At 35.5% G+C, this 15,944-nt stretch carries 14 protein-coding genes and 1 pseudogene; 2 read left to right on the plus strand and 13 right to left on the minus strand.

Annotated elements, in window-relative coordinates; translation table 11 throughout:
* Positions 1 to 31: 31 nt before the first annotated feature.
* The 11 genes from DN394_RS05655 to inhA1 form a co-directional block, all read right to left on the minus strand.
* A complete protein-coding gene (locus tag DN394_RS05655) occupies positions 32 to 637 on the minus strand; it encodes a DUF1648 domain-containing protein (RefSeq protein WP_097916413.1) in 606 nt (201 codons plus the stop codon).
* 91 nt (positions 638 to 728) lie between these two features.
* Complete coding sequence (locus DN394_RS05660) at positions 729 to 1,652, minus strand: RluA family pseudouridine synthase (protein WP_000448332.1); 924 nt, start codon at positions 1,650 to 1,652, stop codon at positions 729 to 731.
* Between the two features lie 100 nt (positions 1,653 to 1,752).
* Positions 1,753 to 2,169: a hypothetical protein gene (locus DN394_RS05665; protein WP_000490295.1), complete on the minus strand. Its 417-nt coding sequence runs from the start codon at positions 2,167 to 2,169 to the stop codon at positions 1,753 to 1,755.
* A gap of 101 nt (positions 2,170 to 2,270) precedes the next feature.
* Positions 2,271 to 4,463: an MMPL family transporter gene (locus tag DN394_RS05670; RefSeq protein ID WP_097916415.1), complete on the minus strand. Its 2,193-nt coding sequence runs from the start codon at positions 4,461 to 4,463 to the stop codon at positions 2,271 to 2,273.
* Positions 4,464 to 4,573: 110 nt separating this feature from the next.
* Positions 4,574 to 5,221, minus strand: a complete 648-nt coding sequence (locus DN394_RS05675) for a phosphatase PAP2 family protein (protein WP_000727811.1) — start codon at positions 5,219 to 5,221, stop codon at positions 4,574 to 4,576.
* A 59-nt stretch (positions 5,222 to 5,280) separates the two neighbouring features.
* The gene (gene potD / locus DN394_RS05680; protein WP_046958246.1) at positions 5,281 to 6,330 is read right to left on the minus strand and encodes a spermidine/putrescine ABC transporter substrate-binding protein PotD; all 1,050 of its coding nucleotides are present in this window, start codon (positions 6,328 to 6,330) and stop codon (positions 5,281 to 5,283) included.
* A 38-nt stretch (positions 6,331 to 6,368) separates the two neighbouring features.
* Positions 6,369 to 7,169, minus strand: coding sequence for a spermidine/putrescine ABC transporter permease PotC (potC, locus tag DN394_RS05685; protein WP_046958247.1), 801 nt, complete (start codon positions 7,167 to 7,169; stop codon positions 6,369 to 6,371).
* 6 nt (positions 7,170 to 7,175) lie between these two features.
* Positions 7,176 to 8,024, minus strand: coding sequence for a spermidine/putrescine ABC transporter permease PotB (gene potB / locus DN394_RS05690; protein ID WP_000715495.1), 849 nt, complete (start codon positions 8,022 to 8,024; stop codon positions 7,176 to 7,178).
* On the minus strand, positions 8,021 to 9,004 hold the full coding sequence (gene potA, locus DN394_RS05695) for a spermidine/putrescine ABC transporter ATP-binding protein PotA (protein WP_046958248.1): 984 nt from the start codon (positions 9,002 to 9,004) through the stop codon (positions 8,021 to 8,023). Before potA ends, potB begins: the two co-directional genes overlap by 4 nt.
* A 233-nt stretch (positions 9,005 to 9,237) precedes the next feature.
* The gene (locus DN394_RS05700) at positions 9,238 to 10,605 is read right to left on the minus strand and encodes an aldehyde dehydrogenase (protein ID WP_097916417.1); all 1,368 of its coding nucleotides are present in this window, start codon (positions 10,603 to 10,605) and stop codon (positions 9,238 to 9,240) included.
* A 171-nt stretch (positions 10,606 to 10,776) separates the two neighbouring features.
* A complete protein-coding gene (inhA1, locus tag DN394_RS05705) occupies positions 10,777 to 13,164 on the minus strand; it encodes a M6 family metalloprotease immune inhibitor InhA1 (RefSeq protein ID WP_097916419.1) in 2,388 nt (795 codons plus the stop codon).
* Positions 13,165 to 13,505: 341 nt separating this feature from the next.
* On the opposite strand from inhA1, the gene DN394_RS05710 reads away from it, so the two are divergent.
* Both DN394_RS05710 and DN394_RS05715 read left to right on the plus strand, forming a co-directional pair.
* Positions 13,506 to 13,640: an anti-repressor SinI family protein gene (locus DN394_RS05710; protein ID WP_000276217.1), complete on the plus strand. Its 135-nt coding sequence runs from the start codon at positions 13,506 to 13,508 to the stop codon at positions 13,638 to 13,640.
* Positions 13,641 to 13,719: 79 nt separating this feature from the next.
* Positions 13,720 to 14,043, plus strand: a complete 324-nt coding sequence (locus tag DN394_RS05715; protein WP_000578881.1) for a helix-turn-helix domain-containing protein — start codon at positions 13,720 to 13,722, stop codon at positions 14,041 to 14,043.
* 75 nt (positions 14,044 to 14,118) lie between these two features.
* Here DN394_RS05715 and calY read toward each other — a convergent pair whose 3' ends face one another.
* Both calY and DN394_RS05725 read right to left on the minus strand, forming a co-directional pair.
* Complete coding sequence (gene calY / locus DN394_RS05720) at positions 14,119 to 14,712, minus strand: biofilm matrix protein CalY (RefSeq protein ID WP_000053728.1); 594 nt, start codon at positions 14,710 to 14,712, stop codon at positions 14,119 to 14,121.
* Between the two features lie 297 nt (positions 14,713 to 15,009).
* Positions 15,010 to 15,834: pseudogene (locus DN394_RS05725) on the minus strand (DUF4047 domain-containing protein).
* Between the last annotated feature and the right edge of the window lie 110 nt (positions 15,835 to 15,944).

The raw sequence follows: 15,944 nt of genomic DNA on the forward strand, positions 1-15,944 counted from the left end.
AAGAGTCTTCTCATAATGAGAAGACTCTTTTTTATGTTTCATAACTTTCTATTATGTATGAGTATAAAATGTAAAACATGAACAAAATAGAACCACTACTTATTACACTAAGTAATACATAAAACCCCCACTTCAAGTTCAAAAATAATGAAAATAACATACTACATGCCATCATTTGAAAAATCCGCCTACTCACTAAACGGATCTTTTGTAATTTGATTGGGTCTTTTTCCGTACTCTGAACTTGTTTAAACAACTTACTAAGCATAAAAAGAAACATACTAATCCCAATTGTTAGTCCTGTTTGAAAGGATATCATACTTCCAAAATTAATAAAGAGAATGAGCATATGGATAAACAACATAAATAAAGTAATCGTCTTTAGAAATCCACTTATAATGACATGCTCGCCTTCATTAAACTTATATATATTATGTGAAATAACATACATCAATCCATGTAAAAAAATAAGAAAAAAAGGAATAAATGCTATAACAACTTGTTTACTCATAAAATCGTTCGGCCCACCATTTTCATCCCAATGTACAGCCATCTCATTTGGTAAATATGGATAGAGGCATAGAGTAACTAAAAGACAAACGAAAAATATTCCTAGTATGTATTTATATTTGACCAAGCAATTCTCACCTCTCTTTTCTCTTAACGGCTTCGCTTCTTTTAGAGAAATTCCTGCAAGAATCTACTTTTCTCAAATTTAAACTTACACTTTACGCATTCATTCTTTGAAATTCTTTCATTGTATCATTTAATTTTGCAGGGAATGGTACATCCACTTCGATCTCTTCTTTCGTAATTGGATGTAAGAAGTTTATCTTCATCGCATGTAATGCTTGCCTGGACATATATTGCGTTTGTCCACCATATAATACATCCCCAACTAATGGATTACCATGATAGCTCATATGAACACGAATTTGATGGGTTCTACCTGTTTCTAATTGTAACGTTACGAACGTAACATTTTGGTTTTTAAAATACTTCTCTACTTTATAAAAAGTGATAGCTTGATCTCCCTTTGGAGAAACACGTCGTCTCGTCGCATGATGGCGATCTCTTCCAATAGCTGCGTCAATTGTTCCTTGCTTACCTTTTACTTTCCCTTCCACAAGCGCCGCATATGTTCTTTTAATTTTTCGTTCCATTAATAAACGATCCATAATTGCACCAGCAATTCTATGCTTAGCAAACACGACACCACCTGTCGTATCTTTATCTAACCGATGAATATGACGAACCTTCGTCTCTAAACCTTGCATTTGAAAATGAAAAGCAACAAGGTTTGCAAGTGTTCCCGTTCCACCTTTTTCCGCAGGATGCGTATCCATCTTCTCAGGCTTATTTACGATGAGTACGTGATCGTCTTCATATACTACATCTAATTCACCATATTCAGGCTCTACATCGTATTCTTCTTCCATAAACATATGTACTTGTAACTTATCGCCTTCTTTTAAAAGCTCATTCCATCTTCTCTGTTCTCCGTTAACGGTAATACCTTTTTCCATACGAAGCTGATGTAACAACTTTTTCGGTATTTCCCATTCTATTTTTAATAACGAATCAATACTTATGCCATTCCATTTCGCTGGAACAGTAATTTCACACCATTCGCCCTTCTTCTTAGTTTCCATACTGTATCACCTTATTTCTATTGATTCTCTCATTGTAACGGAAAATACAATTTGATGCACCGTCAAAAATAGAGGACAGTCTTATAGTAGACTGTCCTCCTCACGCTCTACGCCGTTTCATTTCCTGCAATACTTCTTCCGCTTTTTGCTCATACGATAAATCTTTAAAGAAATCCGCCAATCTTTTATAATCATTATACGTATCTAATAAGTCATCAATTTTTTCTACTTTCATCACTTGTTGTTTTTGCTTCATTTTTACTGGATAACGATAGCCCGATACTTCTTGTATTTTGTAATACTCATCCTCTACTTGAATGACCTTTACAAGTTCCTCCTCTTCCGCATCCATCGTATACCCATCAAAATCTCTAAGTAATTCGTAAATGATATGAGTCCATTCATCTTTTGGATAAAATCCTTTTTCTAATCGATAACCGACAATGCGATACATATGCCCATCGTTTTCTGCAAACTGTACTGTATCATTTAGCTTAAACTTAAAATAACGAAACATTGCCTTCACCTACTTATATGTAATGTTCTTATCACATACTATTTGCAAAATGTAGGCCTTGCTATTCATAAAAAAATACTCATCTTATAGATGAGTATTTTTTACGATGATTTTTCTCTTTTCTTTCGAAATGGTAACCACCAGTTCCAATCTCCAAACAGTTTCATTAAACTTGGTACAAGCATAAGACGAATAATTGTTGCATCAAGGAATATTGCTAATGCAACACCCAGCCCCATTTGCCGTACTGGTAAAATATCAGTAAAGGCGAACGCACCTGTTACAACAATCATAATTAACGCAGCTGATGTAATGATCCTACTTGTTGACACAAGTCCTTCTAACGTCGCTTGATCATTATCTCCTGTTTCTTCATATAACTCATGAATACGTGAAATAAGAAAAACTTCATAATCCATACTAAGCCCAAATACGAGACCGAAAATGAAGATTGGTAAGACAAATAGAACAGGACTCGCTTCTAAACCAAAATGCCCACCTTCAAATAACCAAACAACAATTCCAATTGTTGCGCTTAAACTAAGTATATTCATAATAATCGCCTTAATTGGAATGAGTATAGATCGGAATGCAAATAATAATATAACAAAGGTCGATCCAAATATAACAGACATACCAATTGCAACTTTATCTTTAATTTCATCTTCTAACTCTTGTTGGAACGTCGTCATCCCGCCTAAATAATACGTAACATCTGTTTCTTTATAATTTTGTTTAAAATCACGAACCCACTGTTTAGCAGTTTCAGTACGTGGTTTTGTTTTCAAAAAGATTTCTATCGTCGTCTTATTTCCTTTCGTATACGCTTCAAATATAGGAGCTAGTTTCGCCGCTTCTGGCGACTCTAACATTCCAGCAACTTGATCTGCTTTCATACGAGTTAACCCGTCGTATAAGCTTCTAACTTCATATACTTTCTTATCATCTTTTAACTTTTGAACGACTTCTTCTATCTTTTGTAAACTTTCTTTTTCTTTCATATCTTTTTTCGTCTCTACCACTAACGTAACATCAGCATGTTTTTTTGCAGTTTTATTAAATGCCTCTTCGTACTTCTCATATGCAATTCTTGTATCACTTTGTTTAGGTAGAGCTTCTACGTCAGGGAACTGCAAATTAGCTGTACCTAACGGTAATAAGCAAATAACAATAAACGTTGTAACAATAATAATCATTGCGATTGGATGTTTCATTACAAATTGCGCAAATTTACGCCACGCCTTTGCCGGCGTATGTGCTACTTGATTCTTTTTTAATATTCGTTTCCCAATTAATGATAATAGCGCTGGAAGAAGTGTGAGTGAGAATAAAATACTCATAATCACAACAATCATTCCGCTAATTGCGACAGACTGAATATAATCGATCTTAAAGAAAAACAAGCCGGATAATCCAACAAATACACATAATCCTGAAAATACGATAGCGCGCCCTGCTGTTTGATATGTAATTGCTATCGCTTCTTTTACCGTTCGCTTTGCAACTTCCTCTCGAAAGCGATTTACAAATAATAGCGCAAAATCAATAGATAGCGCAAGTCCAATCATCGGTGCAACATTTAACACAAAGATAGATAGTTCCTTATCGCTACCTATAAAGTATAATATGCCCATCGTACTAATAACACTAAGTGCCCCATTTACAATTGGTAAAATAGATGCCAAAAGGCTACCAAATGAAAATAGTAATACGAGAAATGCAATTGGTAATCCAATCATCTCTGCTACTTTTAAATCATTTTGCGTTCTTTCATTAATCTCTTGATTAATTTTTGGAAACCCTGTTGGTATTACTTTTAGTGCTGCATTACTTTCTTTTTCGATTTTATCAGCAAATTGCAATGTCTTTTCCATTCGTTCTTTATTTGTTTTCCCGGAAAATAAAATTGTCGCATAACCGATATCATCTTGTAACATTTCTTTATTTTGCACTGGGTGATGGAAAGATTCATATGTCTCTTTCTCTTGTACATTCTTTACAATTCCCTCTACTTGCTTTTGAAATTCCTCATGTGAAGCACCCTTATTTTTTTCAAAAACGAGTAGCAGTGTGTCTTGAGACCTCTTAAAATCTTTATCTAAAATTTCTTTCGTTTTTTGATAGTCCCCTTCCGTTTGGAAACCATCACCGCCTAATACTCCCGGCAGCTTTGGAGCGAAAATACCGAGTGCGATCGCAACCAATAGTAACGCTACAATTACTGTATAACGAAACTGATACAAAAAAGCTCCTAATTTCCCCCACTTATCTACTTTATGTACATTTGTTTTCACACATTTTCACCTACTTTAAATAATTCAATTGTCATTTATACTGTATCACATCTTCGTACAAACAAAAAACGTCTGGAAACACTATATTGATAGTTTTTCCAGACGTTTTTTTATCTCTCTTTATTAAGTCCCAATCTCTCCGTAAGTAAACGATGGCAGTAAATCGCCATAATTAACAAAATACCACCTACGCAATAACCAGCTAAAATATCAGTTGGATAATGTACATTTAAAATAACTCTACTTAATCCAATCGATACAATTACAATTCCCATCAAAATCGTTATAACATATTTTCCCGTTACACTCTTCAAATTTGCCGCAATAATATAAGTAAGAAACCCGAATGTCATAATAGATAACATTGCATGTCCACTAGGGAAGCTATACCCAAGCGCATCCAACGCTTCATTTAACGATGGGCGCTCCCTTTTCACAATTTCTTTTATCCCTTTATTAACAAGATGTGTTATTAAAATGCCCATTGGATACACGATCATCGCAGCATAATAACGTTTTCTCCAAAAAACAAGTAAACTTATAGCCAGCGTAGTTACGATCCCGATAGCAGAACCTAATTTTGTATAGTGTGAGAAAAATGTAAGCGAACCTTCTGTTTGTAATCCTTTTACTAATGCTCGGACATATGTATCCATCACTGTTACGCCACCCGCATGTACGCGCCAAGCAACAATGCCAAATACAGCAAGTAATAAAACGATACATACTACCTCATATTGATGCAACTTCTTTTTCAAGCGATTTCCTCCTACTATGAAAAAATGCGATTTCTATTTTAGAAACCGCATTTCCTTACTTATTTACCTTTTGTTTTTAACTCTGTCCAGTAACGATCATAGTCTTTTAACTTATCGTCTACATCAACAAGCCATTCTGTACGATCTAATTCTTCTTTCGTTAAGAAGATCATGTGGTTTTCACGATATTCTTTACTATGAAGAGGATGAGCTTTTTCATTTGGATTACTGTATCCAATTGACTCGTAGTTTTTCACACTTACTTTCTCATCTAATAAGTAGTTCATAAACTTCTCTGCAAGCTCTTTGTTTTTCGCACCTTTTGGAATCGCTAACGTATCAGCCCAAATTGTGCCGCCTTCTTTTGGTACAACATACTCTACATCTTTATTATCTTTTGCGATAAATGCTGCATCTCCAGACCAAACTGTTCCGATCCAAGCATCTTCTGTAATGAATTTTTGTTTAATATTATCTGTATCAAATGCTAATAAATTTGGAAGTAGCTTCTGTAAATCATTCGCAGCTGTCTTTAACTGTGCATCGTCTTTCGTGCTGTTTGAGAATCCATGCTTCTTAAGACCCATTCCTAACACTTCACGAGAATCATTTAATAAAGTTACATGCCCTTTATATTTCTCATTCCATAAATCAGCCCAGCTTGTAGGTGCTTCTTTCACATACTTTTTATTGTATGCAATCCCTGTTACGCCCCAAGTATATACTAAAGAATATTTATTCTCTGGGTCAAACGCAGGTGTTTTGAAATTAGAAATCATATTTTCGATATTTGGGATATTCTTTTTATCTAACGGCGCTAATAAATCCATTTTTGCCATTGTTTTAACCATGTAATCAGATGGCTGAATTAAATCATACTTCGCGCCACCAGCTTGTAATTTCGCAAGCATTTCTTCATTACTTGCATACTTATCATAGTTAATTTTCACGTTATATTTCTTTTCAAAATCTCTTAGCACTTGCTCATCAAAATTGTCAGCCCAGCTATAAATGTTTAACTCTTCTTTCTTTTCACCACAACCAGCAAGTACACCAGCAACAAGGCTAAAGCTAATTGCTGCGCCGGCTAATCTTTTCATTAATTTCATCGGTTTATTACCTCCTCGTACTTTCTATATTGTTCGTATTATAAAGGAAGGTGTCCTCCAGAGTTTTCTTCACCATCTGCACCTTTGTTACGGAAGATTTCAGATAGAACCATTAATCCTACGATAGCTACAATTAAAATTGTAGAAAGTGCATTAATTTCTGGTGATACTCCGCGCTTAACCATACTGTAAATGTATAATGGCAATGTTGTTGATCCTGGTCCTGATACGAAGAAACTAATTACAAAATCATCAATTGATAATGTGAATGTTAATAATGCGGCTGAAATAACTCCTGGTGCAATTGCTGGGAACGTTACATAACGAAACGTTTGCCACGGCGTTGCTCCTAAATCATTCGCAGCCTCTTCTAAATCACGTCCCATACCAGAAAGACGTGCTGCTAAAATAACGACAACAAATGAAATACTAAATGTAATGTGCGCAATAATAATTGTTATTTTGCCAAGTTCCATACCTAATTGACTAAATAAGATAAGTAAAGATAATCCCATTAAAATATCAGGAATTAAAATTGGTAAATACACAAGACCGTTAATAGCCCCTTCATAACGATATTTATAACGATGTAACGCAATCGCGAAAATCACACCAAGAACTGTCGTTACAACCGTCGTTACGATCGCAATCGTCATACTATTTACAAACGCATCAATAACATCTTGCTTTTGAAATAAATCTGTATACCAATGGAATGTAAAACCTTCCCATTCCGCATTAATGCGAGAATCATTGAAGGAATATACCATTAAAACCATCATTGGAAAATACAAGAACAATAAAATTAACCAAGAATAAGAAACTAAAAACTTCTTCATCTTTGCCTATTCCCCTCCGTTCCCATCATATTTATATACTTTCGTTGCACGATAATATAAGTAAATTAACAGAACAGAGAATAGAACAACAATCATAGATAACGCAGATCCAAACGGCCAGTCACGCGCTCCTAAGAATTGATTTTGAATTACGTTTCCGATTAACGCTACTTTCGATCCACCCATAACGTCTGATACAACAAACATTCCGATAGAAGAAACAAACACTAAAATAGAACCAGTAGCAATCCCTGACATCGTCATTGGTACTGTTACATTCCAAAATGCCTTTGCTGGTGTTGCTCCTAAATCATAAGCTGCTTCTAGCTTACGCTTATCAAGCTGCTCAATCGCTGCATACACCGGTAAAATCATAAATGGTAATAAAGAATAGACCATTCCGAGTATTACAGAAGGTGTGTTATATAGTAAATTTAAAGGTTCACTTATAATACCTAGTTTCAATAGCAATGTATTTACAAGACCTTGTGAACGTAAAATAACAATCCATGCGTATGAACGAACAAGGAAGTTAATCCAAAACGGGATCGTTGCCAATAATAAAAGAATTGAACGGTATTTGCGATCAACAATTGTAATTGTATAAGCAAATGGATAACCAATTACTAAACAGATTACTGTTGTAATAACTGCAATCTTAACAGTTTCCCATAACGTTCCCATGTATAGTGGATCAAACACACGAGCTATATTCTCTAACGTAAATTGCATTTCCACTGTTCCGTATGCTCCGCGCTGCATAAAGGCAAATGCCAATACAAACAGAAGGGGAATTAGGAAGAAGATTAACAGCCACGCGACTGTCGGTAGTGCGAGTAATTTCCCTTTTTTCAATTTAAGGTCACCTCGTCCTCTTGCTCCCAGCCTACGTATACATTATCTCCAATGCTCCACTGCGCTGCTTCTTCAGCAGTTTGATATGCCATTAGTAATTCTGATGTTTTCTCGTCACGTACATACAGCTTTTCCATATTTCCAACAAATTCAACGTCTTCAATATGTCCAAGATGGTATTCTTTTAAAATCGGCTCTTCAACCGAACGTATTTTTACGTTTTCAGGGCGAATTGCTACATAGCCTTCCCCGTTTTTCACAATATTATTTTCACCGATAAATGTCGCAACGAACATCGTTTTCGGCTTATTGTAAATTTCTTTCGGCGTTCCAATTTGCTCAATATGTCCTTTATTCATAACGACAATACGATCACTCATGCTCATCGCTTCTTCTTGATCGTGCGTTACGTATATGAATGTAATTCCTAAATTACGTTGTAAGTTTTTCAATTCACGTTGCAAATCTTTTCTTAACTTAAAGTCTAACGCCCCAAGTGGCTCATCTAGTAATAATACACGCGGGTTATTTACAATCGCTCTCGCAATTGCTACACGCTGCTGCTGTCCACCAGAAAGCTTTGCAGGTTTACGATTACGGAACTCAAGTAACTGCGTTAAACGCATTGCCTCTTCAGCACGCTCTTTCTGCTCTGCTGCCGGTACTTTCTGCATTTTCATACCGAAACAAATATTTTTCTCCACATTCATATGTGGGAATAGCGCATAATGTTGGAACACTAAGTTCATATGACGCTTATATGGTGGCAAATCGTTAATCTTTTCATCATCTAATAAAAGATTCCCTTTAGTTGGCGTTTCAAAGCCTGCGATCATGCGAAGTAATGTCGTTTTCCCGCAACCACTCGGCCCTAAAATCGTTAAAAATTCCCCTTCTTTAATGTCTAAAGAAAGAGGTGGGATAATCACTTGATTTCCAAAATGTTTTTCTACTGCTTCAACTTTAATAATCTTTTTCATTTTCCCGTCCTATCTACCTTAAATTTTAATTTTTATATTCATGAATAAATATTTATGTTCTATAGACTATTTTTTGTTTCGATCCAAACAAAAATGGTTGTTTAGCGTTCTCTTCTATTCTTTATGTAGTATGTTTGATTCATTTTTGCATGATACATATGTCGAACAGAAAAACCCCTTCCATTACGAAGGGGCTATTATCATACGGCTACGCCTACTGATAAACACCATCATCATTTTAACAACTTTCGTATGAATTTTAAAGCACTTTTTGTAGAAGAGTAACGAATTTTCATATCGAATGCCGTAGATTGGGCTAAAATGCTTTTATAATGTGAAAAAGTCCGAAAACTTTCTTCCCCATGATAACTACCTAATCCACTACTTCCAACACCACCAAAAGGTAAATATGGCGTTGCAAGATGATAGACAACATCATTAATACAGCCTCCGCCATATGAAATATTACTTGTCACTTTCTTTTGTACTTCTTTATCTTCAGAAAATACATATAACGCTAACGGCTTCGGATGTTGCTGAATTGTTCCAATTACCTCTTCTATGTTGTCGTATTCTACAATTGGTAAAATCGGACCAAAAATTTCATCTTCCATAACAGTACTTTGCCATGTAACATTCGTTAACACTGTTGGTTCTATATGTAAAGTTTCTTTTTTATAGTTCCCGCCGATTACCGTTTTACCATCTTTCAAAAATGAACATAAACGTTCAAAATGACGTTCAGTCACAATTCGTACATAATTGTCATTGTTTAGTGGATCTTCTCCATACTGCTCCGCAATTTCGTGTCGTAAAGCCTCGATTAACTGTTCTTTCACCGAAGCATGCACATACATATAATCAGGCGCTACACACGTTTGCCCTGCATTTAAAAACTTCCCCCAAACAATTCGTCTTGCTGTTACATCTATTTTTGCATCTTTATGTACAATACATGGGCTTTTTCCCCCAAGTTCTAACGTGAGTGGCGTCAACCGTTTCGCTGCTGCTTCCATCACAACTTTTCCAACACCTACACTACCTGTAAAGAAAATATAATCAAACGGTTCCTTTAACAATTCCGTACTCTTTTCTACACCGCCTTCTACTACCGCTACAAGCTCTTCTTGGAATAATTCCTCTAACATCCTCGTAAGCACTTTGGAAACGTTTGGCGTTAGCTCTGACGGCTTTAAAACAATTGTATTTCCAGCCGCCAACGCTCCTACAAGAGGTGCAATTGCTAATTGAAACGGATAGTTCCACGGTGCAATAATAAGTGTCACACCGTACGGTTCAGGAACTACTTTCCCCTTTGATCCAAAATGAGTGAGTGCTGTTCGAACCCGCTTCGGTTTACTCCACGCTGAAATATGCTTCAATTGAAAGGAAATTTCTTTTAATACATATCCAACTTCCGTTGTAAACGACTCATGAACTGACTTATTTAAATCTAATTTCAATGCCTGAAATATTTCTTCTTCAAAACGCTGAATGCCTTTATAAAGCTTCTTCAAATTATTCTTTCTCACTTCTACACTTCTCGTATGGCCATTATAAAAATATGCTTTTTGTTTATTTACAATAGAAGAAACACTCATTCATTCACCTTCTCCCACTATTTTTATCCAATTCTTTCATTATTTATATAGACTTCATATTTAATAAATTTCTATTCGTAAAGTTACATTATATATAATTTCTTCTTTTATATAAAATTCATTGCTCACAAAAAAACTACCGAAAGAAAATTTTTCGGTAGTTTTACTGTATTAACGATATAAACGAACAGCACCTGCAGAATTATCATCAGCTTGTCCTACTACTTCAAACTTCAGGCCAAGATTCGGTAAAATACGTCCTGCATCTGGAATCTGTTTATTAATATACGTTTTCGAATCATCAAACTTCGGTACGCCTGCTAAACCATTATACGTATACGTTCCGCGCGTTGGAGATACAACTTTCCAAGCTGGCGTTTTATCGAATGAGAACGCCGCATCAGCAATTTGGAAGCGTGTACTACTTGCTACTGTTGGTTTACCATTTAAAGTTCCAACAATTGCTTCTGGATGAGAATCAACTACGCCAAGGAAACCATGTCCTGGATGTAAACCAACCCAGTTATCTATATAAGCTGAGTCTGCATACCATACAACCATACCTGAGTTATATTCTGGACCGCGAGCATATTTCAATGCGTTATCCGAACCAGCATAGTTTCTCCACTCTACATAATAGTTATGTTTTTTCTTCTCTGTTCCATTAGATACAGCGAATCCATCTAATTTGAACTGCGGTGTACCTTCTGCATCATCAGAGAATGCAACTTTACCATCTACTGTTAATGACGCATTATCAAGTAAGAAACCATTTAATGCTAAACCACCATCCGTAATGTACTCAAATGTTAATTTAACTTTCTTGCCTTTAAATTGACTTAAATCGTATGACTTGTCAATCCATTTTCCATTTGTCGAATCTGCCTTTCCACTATTTGCTTTCTCGCCAAGTCTTTCAATTAACGTTTGTTTACCATCTTCTGTTACAGCGTGTACTTCAAGGAAATCATACTCAGCTTCAATCTCATATAATGATTTGAAATCAAATTTCGCATTCATTGCATTTGTTAAATCGAACAGTGGTGTTTCCATTTTCGTGTGAAGATTGTCACCTTTTGTGCTGTAGTAATACTGTTTACCAAATGCTGGATCAATTGCTTTTACATCTTTATCTGGTAAGTTAACACGAATCATACCTGGGCGGTTAGATTTCGTAACACTTTGGTCTAAATATGTTGCTAGACCGATACCTTTATTTAATTTCTCGTAATCTACTTCTACGATATTTGCCCAGTTACCACCGATCGTTTTTTGGAAAAACTCTTTATTTTGTGGTGAGAAACTCGTTGGCGTTGTTCCTGCAATGTTACCAGCCCAGCTTCCGCCACTCATAACAGACCAAGCTTGAATTGGTTCACCGTCACCAGTATAGTCTGTATCATACTCATCTGGAAGACCTAAATCATGACCATATTCATGTGCGAATACACCAACTGCGCCATCTTCTGGTTCAATTGTGTAGTCGAATGCTGCGATCTTTCCGCCCCAATATGGAACTTTCGCTTGTGTGCCTTCAATTGGGAATGGTTTTGGTCCAACAGTCCAGCGATGTGACCAAATTGCATCGTCACCTAATTTACCACCGCCTGCTTCTTGTCCAACACCCGCATGGATAATCATTAAGTGATCGATTAAACCGTCCGGTTGTTTTTGATTTCCATCGCCATTTACATCATATTGATCGAATTGGTCAAACTCTGATAAATCAATACCGCTATCTACAGCTGCTTTTAATGCATCTTTTACTAAATCACGTGGTCCTTTTGGTCCTTTATTATCATGACCTGTCGCACCATCTGCACCGTAATCAGCAGCTTTACCAGGAACTGTTAACCATTTTGTAACTGTTCCGTCTACTGTATAACTACCGCCAGATTGCTCTTCGTAATATTGTTTAAACGTTTCGATTTTGCTGCCATCCTCTAATGCGAATGGCTCATTACCGAATAACATTTTTTCATAATGTTCTTTGTTAAAATCGTCAGTATACATATAACCAGGTTCTTTATCAATATTGTTATGTTTAAAGTCAGCGTACTCTACAAGTAAAACGAGTACTTTATCTTTACGAACTTCACCGTTATATTCTTTTCCCTTTGCTGGAGAAGTTGGTACTTTACCATTTAGACCACCCTTAACTGGGCCTGTCGCTGCAGGTGTTCCTGTTGCTGGTTTGTCTAACTTTTCTTTCGTATCAGCTTTCGCATCTTTCACTTTCTTTAAAAAGTCAGATGCTTCTTTCGTAAGTGGGTCCCCATTTGATACTTCTTTCCCAGGATTTTCACCCTTTTTGTTCTCTACGTATTTTTCGACGGCTTTCTTTGTTTCTGTCTCTGAAGCCTTCGAATCAATTACCCCACGGTTTTTTAGCGCATTTGCTAAACGTTCTTCTGGAATTAAATGATCATCGACTGGACTCGTAGCTGTCTTATTCACAGGTGTTTCAGCATATGCAGACTGGCCACCCGCTCCGAATGAAAGACCTAACACAGCTGTCAAAGCGATTGATGACAAAACTTTGAACGGTTTCTTGTTCATCCCTTATTTCCTCCCCTAATAAAAAATATGTATTACAAATTGAATTTTATTAAAAATTCAATATTTTTTCAATATTTAGTTATATTATGTAATTTTTTTAACATATTTGTAAAAATTCCATAGTTAGCATACGAATATATCACAATTCAACAATGTTTTCTGAAAATATTGAAAATATTTGTCAGAAACTTTATAATCGCCATAGAGGGAGTTTAATGGGGATTTTATCTTTGTTTTATCTACAAAATATTTGATAATTCACTATATAAAACACAAAATGCGATTGCTTATCATCTATTCTGTAGCAGCAGTTATGACCGATAATTAGGGAGGAATTACATTTGTACAAAGATAAGACTGACGCACTGGACCAAGAATGGATTGATTTAATACTTGAAGCTCTAGACGCTGGTATCGCCCTGCAAGATATCGAACATTTTTTTCAACGTATGAAGCCATCCAGTCAGGCTCAATAGGCTTGTTCTTTTTAACGAAGTTTATGTTATAATAATGACATCATAAGACGACTACATATTGATAGAAAGGTGCGCAAATATGATTGGAGAACGTATAAAACGCCTTCGCTTACAAAAAGGTATTTCATTAACTGAACTTGCCGAAAAAGCTGGTGTTGCTAAATCTTACATTAGTTCTATAGAACGAAATTTACAAAAAAACCCTTCCATTCAGTTTCTTGAAAAGATCGCAGCAGTTCTACAAATTCCAGTTGACACTCTACTTCATGATGAAACAACAAAGGAGAATCATTTAGACTCCGAATGGACACAACTCGTTAAAGATGCGATGAGCTCCGGCGTCTCCAAAGAACAATTTCGTGAATTTCTTGAATTTACAAAATGGAAGCACGATCAAAAATAATAAATAGAAAGAAGTGCTTACAATTGGCACTTCTTTTTTCTTTATAAAAAAAAGCGGGGGATACCCGCTTTTTTATTATTTTTCTTCGCCAGCTTCTTGGTTAGCATTGAATGTCCATTCTAAGTTCAATGAATCACCTTGGAAGATATTTTGTTCTTTCCCATTATCTACAAATTCAAATTGTACCCACAGATAATCCTCTGTGCCTGCTTCTAATCCACCCTTTTCTCCCCACTCAGGAGCAAAGATGTCTTTAGCTAAAAGATCTGGATCAGCATTTTGTAAATCAGCTAAAGTTGTTTCATATACAGGCTCACTTTGTTTATCCCAGTTCCAAAGGAATTTTACTTTAACGTGCTTACCAAAGTCTTCACCAGCATTATCACCTTTTGCATCTTTTACAGTATACTTTGTCGCTAGTTTAACGTCTTTAATTGTTAATGAACCGCTATTCTTTAATAAGAACTCTTTCTTAATAGAATCCCCTGGTTTTAAATCTTTAATATCTACAAGCGTTTTAGGGTCTAATGTAAGATCTAACGTCCCAGCTGCAAATGTATTGTTCGATACTTCTTTATCGCTAAAGTAAGCGAATGTTCCTCCACCAATTAAAGATAACCCCAATGCTGCTGATGCAACTCCCATACCTAATTTCTTTTTCAGACTCACAATCAATTCCCCCTAGCTGTTTTTTATATTTTTGTCTCTTATTTTTCAATAAGAGATATAAAGAAAACTATATTAGCTTAGCTAATGTTCGTTCTCTTTTAAAAACCTTAAGTTCATTATAACGAACATTACTCTATAAATACAACAAATATTTATTAGTATTTTCAATTATTTTTATTTCTCAATATTATTTTGTTTTTTCCGAATTCTTATGTTTATATTTTAAGAAATACAATAAGTGCGGGGGCAAATACTCCCTCACACTCATATACATCATTTTTTATACCGATCGTCAGTTTATTCTGATGATTTCTCATTATGATCCGTGGTAGTAGCCTTTTCATGAGTTCCTTGCTCAAGTTTTTTAGCTGTCTCTACTTGTTTCTGCTCTTCTACTTTCTTTCTACTTTCTTCTGCTCTTCTACTTTCTTCTGCTCTTCTACTTTCTTCTGTTCTTCTACTTTCTTCTGCTTTCTTCTGTTCTTCTACTTTCTTCTGTTCTTCTACTTTCTTCTGTTCTTCTACTTTCTTCTGCTCTTCTACTTTCTTCTGTTCTTCTATTTCATTCTGTTTCTTTACTGTTTCATCTTTTAATAGTTTTTGTAAAGTCTGAATTTGTTCATCAATAGCTTGCAAACTAACTTCTTTCACGATATAATCTCGCTTCTCTTTTATACTGAGAAAACCTTCATTCACATATACGACCACTTGTTGAATCGATTCACTTTTATTCACTTTTAATTCTTCTTGTATTTGATTATAAGGAGTTTCTATTGCAGTATATACATTTTGCAGCGCTTCCTCCTCAGAAGCAATTTTCTCACGTCCTTGTTGCCACACTACAATTGCCTGTTCAATTTCTTCTCTAGAAGTTACTGCCAACTTCCCCTTCATTTCTCCATACTGATGCTCAATAAACTGTTTATGTTTCTCAGCTTCCTCTTTTAACGTATCAACTGTCTTTGGAAATATAATCGCTGTAGAAAGAGCGGCTTCCACTTTCGTTTCATGAATAAATGCAGCTTCTGTATACGTCATTATTTGAGAGCCTAAATAAAACGTAATGGAGCACATACAAGGCAATATAAGCATCTTTTTTAATTTGCGAGGTGTTTTCAGCATCTTAATCTCTCCCATCGAACAAAACGTTCTCTATACAGAACGTTAACTTTATTATAATAAAGAACAATACAAAATGATAGCTATATACTAGAAAAATAGAAAAAGGACTA

Origin of the sequence: Bacillus sp. BB081, from assembly GCF_008368895.1 — a bacterium.
GTDB lineage: Bacteria > Bacillota > Bacilli > Bacillales > Bacillaceae_G > Bacillus_A > Bacillus_A wiedmannii.